We start from the raw sequence: 15,328 nt of genomic DNA on the forward strand, positions 1-15,328 counted from the left end.
GGGTACCGTGGCCACGTCAGGCGCGCGCACTGTGGGCCGATCAGGCGGCGGACACCGCGGGCCCGATCAGGCCGTGCGCTCGTGGCGCTGGCCGCGCTTGCTGGCCTTGGCCCGGCTCAGCAGCTGGGGTTTCGCGCCCCGGGTGATCACGTCGGCATCGACCACGACCTGGGTGATGCTCTCGTCGGACGGCACGTCGTACATCACGTCGAGCAGCGACTCCTCGAGAATCGCCCGCAGGCCGCGCGCGCCGGTGCCGCGTTCCAGGGCCGCCTCGGCGACCGCTGCGATGGCCTCGTCGGTGAAGTCCAGGTCCACCCCGTCCAGCTCGAACAACCGCTGGTACTGGCGCACCAGCGCGTTGCGCGGCTCGACGAGGATCCGCACCAGGGCGTCGCGATCGAGTGGGGCCACGGTGGCGATCATCGGCAGGCGACCGATGAACTCGGGGATCAGCCCGTACTTGTGCAGGTCCTCCGGCCGGACGTCGCTGTAGGGGTCGGAGTTCTTCTCCTGCCGAGCGGCCAGGTCGTTGTTGAACCCGAGCGGCCGCTTGCCGACCCGTTCGTTGATGATGTCGTCCAGGCCGGCGAACGCCCCACCCACGATGAACAGCACGTTGGTCGTGTCGATCTGGATGAAGTCCTGGTGCGGGTGCTTGCGCCCGCCCTGCGGCGGGACCGAGGCGACCGTACCCTCAAGGATCTTCAGCAGCGCCTGCTGGACACCCTCGCCGGAGACGTCGCGGGTGATCGACGGGTTCTCCGACTTGCGGGCCACCTTGTCGATCTCATCGATGTAGATGATGCCGGTCTCGGCCTTGTGCACGTCGAAGTCCGCGGCCTGGATCAGCTTCAGCAGGATGTTCTCGACGTCCTCACCGACATAGCCGGCCTCGGTCAGCGCGGTGGCGTCGGCCATCGCGAACGGCACGTTCAGCATCCGAGCCATCGTCTGCGCCAGGTACGTCTTGCCGCACCCTGTCGGGCCGATCAGCAGGATGTTGGACTTGCCCAGCTCCACCCCGTCCTCCTCGGCGGCTCGCCGAGGAGTCGGGGCGTTCTGGGCCTGGACCCGCGTGTAGTGGTTGTAGACCGCCACGGCGAGCGTCTTCTTCGCCGAGTCCTGCCCGATGACGTACTCGTCGAGGAAGTCCCGGATCTGCTGCGGCTTGGGGAGCTCGTCGAAGGACCCGGTCTCCCCCGTCTCGGAGAATTCCTCCTCGATGATCTCGTTGCACAGTTCGATGCACTCGTCGCAGATGTAGACGTTCGGTCCCGCGATGAGCTTCTTGACCTGCTTCTGACTCTTCCCGCAGAAGGAGCACTTCAGCAGGTCACCGGTCTCCCCGATGCGCGACATGGTCGGTCCTCCCCCGTGGCCTAGACGTCCTTGAGGGACTTCAGCACGTCGTCGATCAGACCGTAGTCCTTCGCCTCCTGGGCGGTGAGGTACTTGTCCCGGTCGACGTCCCGGCTGACCTGCTCGGTCGTCTGACCGGTCGCGTCGGACAGCATCTTCTCCATCAGCGCGCGGATCCGCAGGATCTCGTTGGCCTGGATCTCGATGTCGGAGGACTGACCGTACGAGGTCTGCCCCATCGAGGGCTGGTGGATCAGGATCGTCGAGTTGGGCAGCGCGAGCCGCTGACCCTTGGTGCCGGCGGCGAGCAGCACGGCCGCGGCGGAGGCGGCCATGCCCAGGCAGATCGTCTGCACATCGGGCTTGATGTACTGCATCGTGTCGTAGATGGCGCTCATCGCGGAGAAGGAGCCGCCGGGCGAGTTGATGTAGATGCTGATCGCGCGCTCCGGGTCCATCGACTGCAACACCAGCAGCTGCGACATCACCGCATTGGCGATGTCGTCGGTCACCGGGGTGCCGAGGAAGATGATCCGGTCCTCGAAGAGCTTGGTGTACGGGTCGACGCGGCGCACGCCGTACGACGTACGCTCCTCCCACTGCGGGATGAAGTAGTCCATCCGCGGGCCGAGCGGGGCGACCCCGTCCGCCCCCGACCCGGAGAACCCCCCGGGCTGCAGGGCCTCGTGGCGCTGCTCCATGTTGAACCGGGCGAGATACTGCCTGTCCATGGTCATCCTCCTCACTGGTTCGGGGCGTCGTCGCGGCCGGCGGTGATCTGCGAGGCCTTCTCGTACACGTGGTCGATGAAGCCGTACTCGAGGGCCTCCTGCGCGGTGAACCACCGGTCGCGGTCGGAGTCCGCCTCGATCTTCTCCAGCGGCTGGCCGGTGTGCTCGGCGATGAGCTTGGCCATCTCCTTCTTCGTGGCCAGCAGCTGCTCGGCGTTGATCTTGACCTCGGTGGCGGTGCCACCGACGGCACCCAGTGGCTGGTGCATCAGGATCCGGCTGTGCGGCAGGGCGTAGCGCTTGCCGCGGCTGCCGGCGCTGAGCAGGAACTGTCCCATCGAGGCGGCCATGCCCATGGCCACCGTGGCGACGTCGTTCGAGATCCACTGCATGGTGTCGTAGATCGCCATGCCTGCGGTCACCGAGCCGCCCGGGGAGTTGATGTAGAGGTAGATGTCCTTCTCCGGGTCCTCGGCGTTCAGCAGGAGCATCTGGGCGCAGATCGCGTTCGCGTTCTCGTCCTTGACCTCCGAACCCAGGAAGATGATCCGGTTCGCCAGGAGGGACTGGTAGACATTGTCCGCCATGCCGAGTGGGCTCGCGCCGTTGGCGGCGAGGGGGCTTCCCTGATTCACGTTCACGATCCCGAACCTACCGGCCCACCCTGACAAAACTGACCCGAACCGCGTCGTGTTCGCTACAGGCAGAGCACCGGGACCGGCAGCGCGCCCGACACAGGAAGCACGTGACGAAGCCGGGAGACGACACCGCCGGGCCACGACATGGCCGGGACATGACCAGGGCGGCCACCCCCTGAGGGGCGGCCGCCCTGGATCGTGCAGGGGCCGGAGGTCACTCGGCGGCGGCCTCCACCGGCGCCTCGTCCTTCTCCGCGGCCTTCTTCTTCGCCGGCTTCTCCTCGGCCGGAGCGGCGCTCTCGGCCTCGATGACCGGCTCACCCTCGGCCTCCGCCTCGGCGTCGGCCGGCTCGGCGAAGGTGCCGTCGGGCTGCAGGTTCTTGACATCGACGACGTTGCCGTCGGCGTCCTTCACCGTGGCGGCACCGAGGATCAGCGCGAGGGCCTTGGAGCGGCGGATCTCGGTCATCCAGTCCTGGGTGTGGTCGTGCTCGAGCATGTGCTGCATCTCCTGCTCGGGGGAGGTGCGGTTGGCCCGGGCCCGGGCGAACAGGTGCTCGGTCAGGTCGGTCTGCTCGATCTGGACGTCGTGGTCCTCGGCGATCCGGTCCAGGACCAGCTGGGCCTTGACCGAGTCGGCGGCGCGCTCGGCGAGATCGGCACGGAACTCCTCCTCGGTCTGCTCCTCCTCGGTGTCGGCCAGGTACTGCTTGAGGGTCATCCCGGCCTGGGCGAGCTCCTGGTCGACCTGGTTGTTGCGGGCCTCGACCTCGGTGGCCAGCAGCTGCTCCGGCAGCTCCATGTCGATCTGCTTGATGACGGCCTCGAGCACCTTGTCGCGAGCGGCGTTGGCCTGGTCGACGCGGTGCAGGCGAGCGAGGTTGTCGCGCAGGTCCTCGTACATCTCCTCGGCGGTGTCGAACTCGGACACCATCTGGGCGAAGTCGTCGTCGACCTCGGGCAGCTCCTGCTCCTGCACCTTGACGACGGTCACCTCGATATCGGCCTCCTGGCCCATGGCCGTGCCACCGACGAGGGCGGAGGTGAAGGTCTTGGTGTCGCCGGCCTTCATCCCGGTGAGGGCCTCGTCCATGCCCTCGACCATGCCGCCGGCGCCGACCCGGTAGGTCACGCCCTCGGCCTCGCCACCCTCGACGAGCTCGCCGTCCTTGGTGGCCTTCAGGTCGAAGGTGACCAGGTCGCCCTCGGCGGCCGCACGGTCCACCTCGGTGTTCGTGGCGAACCGCTCGCGCAGGATCTTGACCTGCTCCTCGAGCTCCTCACCGGTCGACTCGATCGGGTCGACCTCGACCTCGATGGCGTCGAACGCAGGGATCATGAAGTCGGGGCGCACGTCCATCTCGGCGGTGAACTCGACGGTCTCACCGACCTCGAGCTTGGTCACCTCGATCTCCGGCTGCGTCAGCGGCACCAGCTCGTGCTCGGTGACGGCGGCGGCGTAGAGATCCGGGAGCGCCTCGTTCAGGGCCTGCTCCAGGGCGACGCCCGGGCCGAACCGCTGGTCGATGATGGTCGCCGGCACGTGCCCCGGACGGAAGCCCGGGATCTGCACCTGCTGGGCGATCTCCTTGTAGGCCTTGTCCAGGTGAGGCTTCAGATCGGCGAAGGGCACCTCGACGGTGATCTTGGCCCGCGAGGGGCTCAGCTGCTCAACAGTGCTCGGCAAGACGGATACTCCTGAATCGATGGACACAGGGCGACGGCCGGATGGCGCCCCCTCAAGTCATGGGTGTCCGCAACAGGTGCTCGCCCGGCGCAGACAGGATCACATCCTAACCTCACGCCCCGTCAGCTCGAAAATGTGGACTTGGCCGCCCCGCTCCTCCACCGCTACACTCCAACAGTTACGAACGGCGGACCGCTTCCTGCCGAGCCGTACGATCCACGTACGGCCGGCGCCAGCAGTCAGCACCGGGCTGTCCGTACGACCGGGGCGTAGCGTAGTGGCTAGCGCGCCTGCTTTGGGAGCAGGAGACCGCAGGTTCGAGTCCTGTCGCCCCGACCACACCACCCTCGGCGTGCCCACCCCCTACCGGGGACGGACGGCCGCCCGGGTGGCCTCCAGGGCCATTGCGAGATTGTCGAAACGCTGCTGGGCCACGCGTACGAACAGGAAGTCGACCACCGCCAGCTGGGCCATCCGGCTGGCCATCGCCGCAGCCCGGAACTGCGCCTCCCGCACGGAGGTCGTCAGCACCACGTCCGCTGCCCGCGCCACCGGGGAATCGGCCACGTTGGTGAGGGCGACCGTCAGCGCCCCGGACCCACGGGCGACCTTCAGGCCACGGATCACTTCCTCGGTGGCTCCGCGGAAGGAAGCCCCGAAGGCCACTCCGCCGGGCCCCGCGAGGGCCGCGTTGGCGAGTTGCACGTGTGTGTCGGCGGAGAAGAGGAAAGGGCAGCCGATCCGCTGCAGCTTCTGCGAAAGGTCCTCGACCACCAGCCCGCTGGCACCGACCCCGAAGCCCACCAACCGGCCGGCCTGCGCCATCGCCCCCGCCGCCCGGTCCAGCGCCTCGAGATCGAGCGCCATCGCCGTGTGCTCGATGGCCCGGGCCTCATGAAAAGCCAGCTTGGTCACCACGTCGAGAGCACTGTCAGCGTCATTGATCTCCCCCTCGGCGATGTTGGACCGCTCCAGCTCCAGCGCACGCCGGGACAGGTCACCGGTCAGGCGGCTGCGTAGTTCCGGCACCCCCGCGAAGCCGAGGGCCTGACTGAAGCGCACCACGCTGGCCTGGGACACCTGGGCCCGGTCCGCCAGTTCCGTGATGGAGGCGACCGCCGCACCTTCAGGATCAGCCAGGACGACGGCTGCCACCCGGGCCTCCGCCGGCCTGAGGCGCGTCACCGCGCCCCTGATCTCCTCCATGACATCAACCACGAGACCCCTTCCCTCAACACTGACGGGATCAGTCTGTCATGCCGGGCAGAAGATTATGTAAGACCCTTTCAAACTTGAAAGATTTCTTGTAGGTTTCTTTCAAAGCGGTTGGGTCCCCTCCCGGCCGACCACCACCAGGAACGGAGCGCCGTGAACGAAGCGACACAGCTGTCCATGTCCACGACCGAGGCCCACAACCCGCGCACCCGGGAACTCGACACGATGACCATCCCCGAGTTCCTCACTGTCATGAACGAAGAGGACCACCGCGTGCCGGACGCCGTCGGAGCAGCGATCCCGGACATCACCCGCGCGGTCGCCGCGGTCACTGCGCGACTGCGGGCGGGCGGGCGGCTCCTCTACCTCGGGGCAGGCACCAGCGGCCGCCTGGGGGTCCTCGACGCCGCGGAGTGCCCGCCCACGTTCGGCACCGATCCGGGACTGGTGATCGGTCTGATCGCCGGCGGTGAGGTGGCCCTGACCACTGCGGTCGAGGGGGCCGAGGATGCGCCGCAGTTGGCCGTACGTGACCTCGACGCCGTCGGCGTCTGCGCCGCTGACGCCGTCGTCGGCATCGCCGCGTCGGGTCGCACCCCGTACGTGATCGGTGGCCTTGACCACGCCCGCGCACTGGGGGCCGCCGCGGTCTCCATCGCCTGCAACCCCGGCGCGGAGGTGAGTCGACACGCGGACGTCGCGATTGAGGTCGACAACGGCCCCGAGGTGCTGACCGGCTCCACCCGTCTCAAGGCAGGCACCAGCCAGAAGCTGATCCTGAACATGATCTCGACCGCCACGATGGTGCAGCTCGGCAAGGCCTACGGGAACCTGATGGTCGACGTACGGCCCACCAACGAGAAGCTGCTCGACCGGGCCCTGCGGATCATCGTCGATGCCACCGGATGCGACCGGGCCACCGCCCGCGCCGCGTTCCAGGAGGCGGACGGCCACGCCAAGACCGCGATCGTCGCGATCCTCACCGGGGTCGACGCCCCCACCGCCCGGGCCCGTCTCACCGCCGCCCAGGGCTTCGTACGCCATGCCGTCACCCCATCCAGCAGCCGTCATCGATCGCAAAGGAGCACTGATGACTGACCGTTACACCGACATCGCCCGAGCGCTGATCCCCCCGCTCGGAGGATCCGCCAACATCGGCGACATCAACAACTGCATCACCCGACTCCGGCTCGACATCAAGGATCCGGACCTGATCCGACCCGAGGCGGTGCGGGCGGTTCCCGGCGTCCTGGGCGTCGTCGAGGACGACACGTACCAGATCGTTCTCGGCCCCGGGACCGTGGAGAAGGTGACCGCGCAGTTCCGCCGCCTCGTCGCCGAGGAGCGAGCCTCCGGTGGCGGCGGCGCGGCCACGACCGGCGCCGCCGGGACGAGCGGCACCCCGGCCGCCGGGACGAGCGGCACCGATGCCGAACGGCTCGCCCAGAAGGGCGCGGTTCTCAAGGCCGCCCAGAAGTCGCGCAACAACACGCCGGCGAAGAACGCGATCCGCAAGATCGCCAACATCTTCGTGCCCTTGATCCCCGGGCTCATCGGGGCCGGCATGATCCTGGCGATCCGTGGGTTGCTGGCGAACTGGCAGACAGCCGGTGGGGCGCCGGGATGGCTGGGCACGCTCGTCCCCGTCCTGACCGTCGTGGGCTCGGCGTTCTTCTCCTACCTGGCCGTCTTCGCCGGCATCAACGCCGCCAGGGAGTTCGGCGGGACGCCGGCCCTGGGGGGCGCGGTCGCCGCGATCATCGTGCTGCCCGCGGTCGCCAGCATCCACTACTCACTGCCACTGGTCGGTGAGGTGCACCTGAGCCCCGGACAGGGCGGCGTCATCGGTGCGATCTTCGCGGCGGGTCTGTGCGCGTGGATCGAGCGGTTGCTCCGTGGCCGCATCCCTGACGCGATCGACATCCTCGTCACTCCGACGGTCGCCCTGCTCGTCTCCGGTCTCGCCACGATCTACCTGTTCATGTTCGTGGCCGGCGAGATCGCCACCGCGATCGGCAACGGCGCAGTCTGGCTGTTGGCGCACTCCGGAGTGGTGGCCGGCTTCCTGCTCGGTGGCACCTTCCTACCTCTGGTGATGCTCGGACTGCACCAGGCGCTCGTGCCGATCCACGCCACCCTGATCCAGCAGCTCGGGTTCACTCCCCTGCTCACCATCCTGTCGATGGCCGGGGCGGGTCAGGTCGGCGCGGCACTGGCGGTCTATCTGAAGCTCAAGCGGAACACGTCGCTGCGCACCACGATCAAGGGAGCACTGCCGGTCGGCCTGCTGGGCGTCGGCGAGCCGTTGATCTACGGCGTCTCCCTTCCGCTCGGCCGCCCGTTCATCACCGCGTGCGTCGGCGGCGCCTTCGGCGGTGCCGTGGTCGGCGCCTTCAACCAGTTCGTGGCACCGTTCGGCGCGACGGCGATCGGGCCGTCCGGTCTGGCCCTGCTGCCGCTGCTGCAGAGCCATCAGGGCCAGGGCTACGCGATCATCGCGTACGTCACCGGCCTGCTGGTCGGCTACGTCGCGGGTTTCGTCGCCACCTGGTTCTGGGGACTGCCCCCGCAGCTGATCGCCGAGCACAACGGGGACGCCTCCGACCAGGTCGCGGACCAGGATGCCGTTCCGACCAGTGCCCCGACCACCGAGCAGGGCGACCGGGAGACGACATCGACGCTCTGACAGGAACGTTCGGGCTGACCGGTCACTTCGGCGACGTCTTCCTCCGCCACCGGCCACCGGGCTGATATCACCGACCTCCGACCGCACCGCGGGACCGTCCCACTGACGGCCCCGCGGTCCTGCGGCCCCCGGCCGCCGGTGTCCTGCGGCCCCCGCATGACGGTGTCCTGCGGCCCCCGGCCGACGGTCCGGTGATCCCCCGCCCGCTCAGGAAGGGTTGCCTGACCGCAACGAGAGGGACACCATGGTCGAGGTCACACTGCCGCAGGTGGTCAGTGCCCAGGGGGTCAGCGGGCACGGCCGGCCCGCAGCACGGCGGACGGGCAGACACCACATGATGGGCAGACGTCACGACGGATGGACAGCGCTGGAAGGCGGCACCGATGAGCGAGCACCTCGGCACCGAGGCGGCAGCACCCGAGCAGCACGTGGCCGACAGCCACGACCTGATCCGGGTCCGCGGCGCCCGGGAGAACAACCTCCGCGACATCAGCCTGGACATCCCGAAACGGCGGCTGACGGTGTTCACCGGGGTCTCGGGGTCGGGCAAGAGCTCGCTGGTGTTCAGCACCATTGCGGCCGAGTCGCAACGCCTGATCAACGAGACGTACAGCGCGTTCGTCCAGGGGTTCATGCCGACGCTGGCCCGCCCCGACGTCGACCTGCTCGAGGGGCTGACCACCGCGATCATCGTCGACCAGGAACGGCTCGGGGCGAACATCCGCTCCACCGTCGGGACGGTGACCGATGCCAACACGATGCTGCGGATCCTGTTCAGCCGCCTCGGCCGACCCCACATCGGGTCGTCGCAGGCGTTCTCCTTCAACGTCGCCTCCGCCCACGGCGCCGGGGCGATGACGGTGGAGACCGGCAACAAGCGGGCCGAGCGCCGCGAGTTCTCCATCGTCGGCGGCATGTGCCCCCGGTGCGAGGGCACCGGCAACGTGACCGACTTCGACCTGTCGGCGCTGTACGACGAGACCAAGTCGCTCAACGAGGGCGCACTGACCGTTCCCGGCTACAGCATGGACGGCTGGTGGGGCCGGATCTTCCGCAGCAGTGGCCTGTTCGACCCGGACAAGCCGATCAACAAGTACACCAAGAAGCAGCTGCACGATCTGGTCCACAAGGAACCGACGAAGGTCAAGGTCGAAGGCATCAACCTCACCTACGAGGGCCTGATCCCGCGCATCCAGAAGTCGTTCCTGTCCAAGGACGTCGAGGCGATGCAGCCGCACATCCGGGCCTTCGTCGAGCGGGCGGTCACCTTCCGGACCTGCCCCGAATGTGGCGGCAGCAGGCTCAGCGAGCTCGCCCGCTCCTCGAAGATCGCCGGGAAGAGCATCGCCGACCTCTGCGCCATGCAGATCAGCGACCTGGCCGAGTGGGTCCGCGACCTCGACGAGCCCTCCGTGGCACCGCTGCTGGCCGGCCTGCGTGGCTCCCTCGACTCGTTCGTCCGGATCGGGCTGGGCTACCTCAGTCTCGACCGCCCCTCGGGCACCCTGTCGGGCGGCGAGTCGCAACGGGTCAAGATGATCCGCCATCTCGGCTCATCCCTCACCGACGTCACGTACGTCTTCGACGAGCCCACCATCGGCCTGCACCCCCACGACATCCAGCGGATGAACGAGCTCCTGCTGCAGCTGCGCGACAAGGGCAACACCGTGCTGGTGGTGGAGCACAAGCCCGAGATGATCGCCATCGCCGACCACGTGGTCGACCTCGGGCCCCGCGCCGGCTCCGCGGGCGGCAGCATCTGTTTCGAGGGCACGGTGGACCAGCTGCGGGCCGCCGACACCCTCACCGGTCACCACCTGGACGACCGGGCCCGGCTCAAGGACACCCTCCGCTCCCCCACGGGCGCGTTGGAGATCCGCGGGGCGTGCGAGCACAACCTGCGCGACGTCGACGTCGATGTGCCCACCGGGGTGCTCGTCGTGGTGACCGGCGTGGCGGGCTCCGGCAAGAGCTCACTGATCCACGGCTCCCTGGCCGGCCGCGACGGCGTCGTGGTGGTCGACCAGGGCGCGATCAAGGGCTCGCGACGCAGCAACCCGGCGACCTACACCGGCCTGCTCGACCCGATCCGCAAGGCGTTCGCGAAGGCCAACGGTGTCAAGCCCTCGCTCTTCAGCCCCAATTCGGAGGGTGGCTGCCCGGTCTGCAACGGCGCCGGGGTCATCTACACCGACCTGGCGATGATGGCCGGCGTCGCGGTCCCGTGCGAGGAGTGCGGGGGCAAACGCTTCCAGGCACCGGTGCTGGAGTACCACCTCGGCGACAAGGACATCAGCGAGGTGCTGGCGATGTCGGTCGACCGGGCCGCGGAGTTCTTCGCCGCCGGCGAGGCACGTACGCCCGCCGCCCACACCATCCTCAAGCGGCTCGTCGATGTCGGTCTCGGCTACCTCACCATCGGCCAGCCGCTGACGACCCTGTCCGGCGGTGAACGCCAGCGGCTCAAGCTCGCCACCCACCTGGGCGAGAAGGGCGGTGTCTACATCCTTGACGAGCCCACCGCCGGCCTGCACCTGGCCGACGTGGAGCAGCTCCTCGGCCTGCTCGACCGGCTGGTCGACGCCGGCAAGTCGGTGATCGTGATCGAGCACCACCAGGCCGTGATGGCCCACGCGGACCGGATCATCGATCTCGGCCCCGGCGCAGGCCACGACGGCGGCCGGATCGTGTTCGAGGGCACCCCGGCCGATCTGGTCGCCGCCCGCTCCACCCTCACCGGTCAGCATCTCGCGACGTACGTCGGGGCCTGATCCGCTGGCATAGGTCGGGACCCGGCCCGCCAGGCCTACGTCGGAACCCGACCCGCCAGGCGCACGTCGGAACCCGGCCCGCCAGGCCTACGTCGGGGCCCGACCAGCCGAGCGCTGCCGACGACGCGCGGACGCTTGACAGGTTGGCCGACCCACGACACGTTTGCTGACGTACGGCAACGTGGCCGACGGAGCTCCGTCAGCCAGGTTCGGGCGCGTCGCACAACGCGAGAATCGTCAGCAAGCACGGGCCGCGAGCCGAGGCGATGGAGCCGGACCGCGAGCCGAGACGATGGAGCCGCGACCCGGCCGAGTCAGCCACCTGAATGATCAAAGTCCGGCCGAGTCAGGTTCCTGAGTGATCAAGTCCGGCCACGTATGCCACCGGAGTGATCACGTGTGGACGGGCGTCGCTGTCCCGATCTCCGCTATAGTGGGGCACTGCGTCCCCAGTGGGCGCTCGCGGATGTAGCTCAATGGTAGAGCCCCAGTCTTCCAAACTGGCTACGCGGGTTCGATTCCCGTCATCCGCTCCAATGTATCCGGCCTGGTCAGAGCCACATTACAGACAGCCTGACGGTTCGAATAGCCGGCCCGGCCGACACCGCATGCCAGATATGTGTCCCAACGGTCCAGATATGTGTCCCAACGGTTTCAGCCACCCGCGACCCGGCCCCGAGCGGGCCGCGGCCCCCCGTCATGTGCCCCGCCAGTCATCGTTGTCCCGCCAGTCATCGTTGTCCCGCCAGCCATCGTTGTCCCGCCGGCCATCGTTGTCCCGCCGGCCATCACTGCACGGCGATCATCAGCGGCAGGTAGGCGGCTCGTTCCCGACGCTCCGAAGCTGACACAGGGCGATGTGTAGGCCGATGCGTTGCCCACCGGGCCGTCCCCTCGGTGGCCGCACCTCACTCGTGGTGCAGCGCCGCCACGACGTCGAGCCGGGCCGCCGAGCGGGCCGGGACCAGCGCCGCGAGGACGCCGAACACGATCCCTACGACCATGGTCAGCAGCACGCCGCCGTATGGGAAGGTGTACGGCATCGGCCAGCCGACGTTCTTCATCGCCTGGACCAGGGCGTACCCGAGCCAGACCCCCGACACCACGCCGAACGCCGTGCCGATCACGGACAGCAGCAGGGACTCGGCGACGACCATCCGGCGCACCTGCCGGCGGGTGGCGCCGACCGCCCGGAGCATGCCGATCTCCCGGGTCCTGGCCAGCACCGACATCGCCAGGGTGTTCAGCAGGGCCAGCAGGGACGGGACCGCGAGGGCCGCGATCAGGGCGTCGAAGATGCCGAGCGTGGTGCTGAAGGTCCGCTCCTGCTCGGCCCGCCACTGGGAGGCCTCGTACAGCCGGAATCCCGGGTAGTCGCGGACGACCCGGTCCAGCGCCGCCTTCGTCGCCACCGGATCGGCGCTCGGCAGCCGGTTGGCCATGATGAGCATGTCGGAGGAGACGTTGAAGTCACGCGCCAGCAGGTCCTGGCTGACGTAGATGGTGGAGACCTTCGCGTTGAGGTAGTCGTTGCCGATCCCCGCGACGTGGTAGGTCCGCTGGCCGTTCGGGGTGTCCAGGGTGACCGCCTGGCCGGGGACCAGACCGGCCTGGCTGGAGAAGATGCCGTTGCCGATCAGCCACCGGCCGGTGGCCAGCTGCCCGACGGCGGCGTCCGAGGAGCCCTCGTTCCAGTCCAGGGCGGCGACCTTCAGGTAGCCGGCCGGATCGATGCCGATCACCTGGACGTCACGCCCGTTCAGCTTGCCGCGGGCGATCCGCAGCGACGACACGGGCCCGATCCCGGGGGTGTGCCTGATCTCCTGGGCCAGCTCCGGGCCGGCCGCGACATTGCCCTGGCTGAGCACGATCGACTGCGGGATGACCATGTAGTCCGCGCTCAGTGACTTGTCGATATAGCCCAGGAAGCCGGCGAAGATCGACTGGATCACCGTCACCATCGCCACGATCGACGCCAGGCCGAGCATCACCGCGGTGACGGTGACCGCTGAGCGGCCGGGGTTGCGCTGCAGGTTCGAGCGGGCCAGCGCCCCCTCCCGGCTGAACGCGACCTCGACCAGGTAGCCGAACGCGTGCGCCAGCGGGTTGACCACCGCCGGGGTGACCAGGGCGATGCCGATCAGGAACAGCACCGCCCCCACCCCCACCAGGCCGGCCACCCGGGTGACCAGGCAGAACACCGAGGCGACCAGCGCCGCCAAGCCGATCCAGGCGCGCATGCCCGCCGAGGCCCGGTAGGACTCCTCGGTCACCGGGCGCAGCGCCTCCATCGGGGTGATCCGGCCGGCGGCGCGGGCCGGGATCAGCGCAGCCACAACGGTGACGCCCATCCCGAGCGCGATCGTCTGGACGTACGCGGTGGACTCGAACCGCAACGGCCCCATGGTCAGGTGGGCGACGCTCTCGAACAGCGGCCCCATCACCGCGAACAGACCCGCGGCCATGCCGTACCCGAGCACCATGCCCAGCACCGTGCCGACCGCCCCCTGGAGCAGCGCCTCGGCGAGGAACATCCCCGTCACGGTCCGTCGGCGTGCCCCGATCGCCCGCAGCATGCCGATGTCGCGGCGACGCTCGGCGACCATCGTCCGGAAGCTGTTCAGGATGATGAAGCCGGCCGTGACGACGGCGAAAACGCCGAACAGGGTGAACGCGAGCTTGCTGGTCTGCAGCGAGGCGAGCAGCGACGCGTTGGTGGACAGGCCACCGACCGTGTAGTCGGTGCCCACCGCGGTCCGGACCGCGTCCTCGACCCGGCCCCGGTCCGCCCCCGGTGTCAGCGAGGCCTGGACGACGGTGAGCTTGTCCCCGAGGCCGAACAGCTGCTGGGCGGCCGTCAACGGCACGTACACACGTTCCTGGCCGCCGACCGTCGGGGTCGAGGTCAGCCCGACCACGGTGAACCGGGTCGTCCCGACCTGGGACGGCAGGGCCAGTTGGGACCCCGGTCCCATCCCCAGCCGCCCGGCCAGGTCGGCGGCCAGCACCACCGCGGTGGTGTCGCTGGTCGTCAGCACGCGGCCGGTGACGATCGGGTAGTCGCGGACCCGCCCGGTGACGGCCGGGTCGACGCCGACGACCGTCACCGCGGACACCTGGTCGGCGACCGGCACGTCCGGGCGCACCGGCAGCGGTGCCTGCTGCTCGACCTCTCCGGTCGCCACCCCGATGCCGTCGACCCGGGCGACCCTGTCCAGCACCGCCGGTGAGAACGGCTGGGCCAGGGTGCTGCTGACCGAGATGTCGATCTTGCCGGCCGCCGACATGATCGACCGGTTGAAGGTGTCCATGATCGTCGGCAGCACGCCGTTCAGCCCGAACACGAGCATCACGCCGAGGGCGACGGCCAAGCTGGTCAGCAGGGACCGCAGCCCGCGCCCGCGCAGGTAGCGCCAGGCCAGCATCAGGCTCGCGCGCGCCGCCCCGTTCACAACAGCCCTGCCCGCTCCATGGCCCGGACCGGGCCCTCCCGCGAGCCGTCGAGCGGCAGGTCGTCGACGACGCGGCCGTCCTTCATCAGCACCAGCCGCTGGGCGTACGAGGCGATCCGCGGATCGTGCGTCACCATCAGCACCGACCGGTGCCACTCGGCGGCCACCTGCTGCAGCAGTTCGGCGATCTCGGTCGCCGACCGGGAGTCGAGGTTGCCGGTGGGCTCGTCGGCCAGCACCAGAGCCGGGTCGGTCGACAGCGCGCGGGCCACGGCGACGCGCTGCTGCTGGCCACCGGACAGCTGGTCGGGGCGGTTGTGCAGCCGGTCGACCAGGCCGACCCGGGTCAGCCATCGGGTGGCCCGCTCGTCGGCGTCCGACGCCCCGTCGAGGGTCAGCGGCAGCCCTGCGTTCTCCACCGCGTCCAGCACCGGGATCAGGTTGAACGCCTGGAAGACGAAGCCGATCCGGCGGCGGCGCAACTCGGTCAGCCGGTCGTCGGGCAGCGCGGTGAGATCCGCCCCGTCCACCTCGACCCGTCCCGAGGTGGGTGAGTCGAGCCCGCCGAGCAGGTTGAGCAGGGTGGACTTGCCGCACCCCGATGGGCCCATCACCGCGACGAACTCCCCCGGCGCGACCGCGATGCTCACCCCGTCGAGGGCCCGCACCTCGCTGTCGGCGACGCCGTACACCTTGGTCAGTCCCTCGGTCCGCACGATCGTACGATCCCCCGTCGACACCCGGGCGGTCGATCGCTCCTGCGACTGACCGGACGCGGACCCGTCG

At 69.3% G+C, this 15,328-nt stretch carries 10 protein-coding genes and 2 tRNA genes; 5 read left to right on the forward strand and 7 right to left on the reverse strand.

The features are described 5' to 3' along the window. Nucleotides 1–66: 66 nt before the first annotated feature. From clpX to tig, 4 genes are all read right to left on the reverse strand, one after another. Nucleotides 67–1,362, reverse strand: a complete 1,296-nt coding sequence (gene clpX, locus VB059_RS09660) for an ATP-dependent Clp protease ATP-binding subunit ClpX (protein ID WP_323421816.1) — start codon at nucleotides 1,360–1,362, stop codon at nucleotides 67–69. 20 nt (nucleotides 1,363–1,382) lie between these two features. After that, nucleotides 1,383–2,099 carry an ATP-dependent Clp protease proteolytic subunit gene (locus VB059_RS09665; RefSeq protein ID WP_323421817.1) on the reverse strand — a complete coding sequence of 239 codons (717 nt, stop codon included), beginning with the start codon at nucleotides 2,097–2,099 and terminating at the stop codon, nucleotides 1,383–1,385. A gap of 5 nt (nucleotides 2,100–2,104) precedes the next feature. Then, a complete protein-coding gene (locus VB059_RS09670; protein ID WP_323421866.1) occupies nucleotides 2,105–2,680 on the reverse strand; it encodes an ATP-dependent Clp protease proteolytic subunit in 576 nt (191 codons plus the stop codon). A gap of 265 nt (nucleotides 2,681–2,945) precedes the next feature. After that, nucleotides 2,946–4,418: a trigger factor gene (gene tig, locus VB059_RS09675; RefSeq protein ID WP_323421818.1), complete on the reverse strand. Its 1,473-nt coding sequence runs from the start codon at nucleotides 4,416–4,418 to the stop codon at nucleotides 2,946–2,948. A 263-nt stretch (nucleotides 4,419–4,681) separates the two neighbouring features. On the opposite strand from tig, the gene VB059_RS09680 reads away from it, so the two are divergent. After that, nucleotides 4,682–4,757: transfer RNA gene (locus VB059_RS09680), tRNA-Pro, on the forward strand. A gap of 24 nt (nucleotides 4,758–4,781) precedes the next feature. Here VB059_RS09680 and VB059_RS09685 read toward each other — a convergent pair. Beyond that, complete coding sequence (locus VB059_RS09685; protein ID WP_323421819.1) at nucleotides 4,782–5,624, reverse strand: MurR/RpiR family transcriptional regulator; 843 nt, start codon at nucleotides 5,622–5,624, stop codon at nucleotides 4,782–4,784. Nucleotides 5,625–5,786: 162 nt separating this feature from the next. Between VB059_RS09685 and murQ the strand changes: the two genes are divergently transcribed. The 4 genes from murQ (at nucleotide 5,787) to VB059_RS09705 (ending at nucleotide 11,626) form a co-directional block, all read left to right on the forward strand. Then, the gene (gene murQ / locus VB059_RS09690; RefSeq protein WP_416339534.1) at nucleotides 5,787–6,731 is read left to right on the forward strand and encodes an N-acetylmuramic acid 6-phosphate etherase; all 945 of its coding nucleotides are present in this window, start codon (nucleotides 5,787–5,789) and stop codon (nucleotides 6,729–6,731) included. Further along, nucleotides 6,724–8,319 carry a PTS transporter subunit EIIC gene (locus tag VB059_RS09695; RefSeq protein ID WP_323421820.1) on the forward strand — a complete coding sequence of 532 codons (1,596 nt, stop codon included), beginning with the start codon at nucleotides 6,724–6,726 and terminating at the stop codon, nucleotides 8,317–8,319. Before murQ ends, VB059_RS09695 begins: the two co-directional genes overlap by 8 nt. Nucleotides 8,320–8,702: 383 nt before the next feature. After that, nucleotides 8,703–11,090: an excinuclease ABC subunit UvrA gene (locus VB059_RS09700; protein WP_323421821.1), complete on the forward strand. Its 2,388-nt coding sequence runs from the start codon at nucleotides 8,703–8,705 to the stop codon at nucleotides 11,088–11,090. A gap of 462 nt (nucleotides 11,091–11,552) precedes the next feature. Further along, a tRNA-Gly gene (locus VB059_RS09705) sits at nucleotides 11,553–11,626 on the forward strand. Nucleotides 11,627–11,998: 372 nt separating this feature from the next. Here VB059_RS09705 and VB059_RS09710 read toward each other — a convergent pair. Then, entirely contained in the window at nucleotides 11,999–14,542 is a 2,544-nt protein-coding gene (locus VB059_RS09710; protein WP_323421822.1) for an ABC transporter permease, read from the reverse strand. Then, entirely contained in the window at nucleotides 14,539–15,258 is a 720-nt protein-coding gene (locus VB059_RS09715) for an ABC transporter ATP-binding protein (protein ID WP_323421823.1), read from the reverse strand. Before VB059_RS09715 ends, VB059_RS09710 begins: the two co-directional genes overlap by 4 nt. Nucleotides 15,259–15,328 lie beyond the last annotated feature (70 nt).

The organism is Raineyella sp. (assembly GCF_034933565.1).
Lineage (GTDB): Bacteria > Actinomycetota > Actinomycetes > Propionibacteriales > Propionibacteriaceae > Raineyella.

Coding starts and splice junctions, on each gene's coding strand:
- clpX (WP_323421816.1), bottom strand. CDS start 1,362: ATGTCGCGCATCGGGGAGACCGGTGACCTGCTGAAGTGCTCCTTCTGC.
- VB059_RS09665 (WP_323421817.1), bottom strand. CDS start 2,099: ATGACCATGGACAGGCAGTATCTCGCCCGGTTCAACATGGAGCAGCGC.
- VB059_RS09670 (WP_323421866.1), bottom strand. CDS start 2,680: ATGGCGGACAATGTCTACCAGTCCCTCCTGGCGAACCGGATCATCTTC.
- VB059_RS09685 (WP_323421819.1), bottom strand. CDS start 5,624: ATGGAGGAGATCAGGGGCGCGGTGACGCGCCTCAGGCCGGCGGAGGCC.
- VB059_RS09695 (WP_323421820.1), top strand. CDS start 6,724: ATGACTGACCGTTACACCGACATCGCCCGAGCGCTGATCCCCCCGCTC.
- VB059_RS09700 (WP_323421821.1), top strand. CDS start 8,703: ATGAGCGAGCACCTCGGCACCGAGGCGGCAGCACCCGAGCAGCACGTG.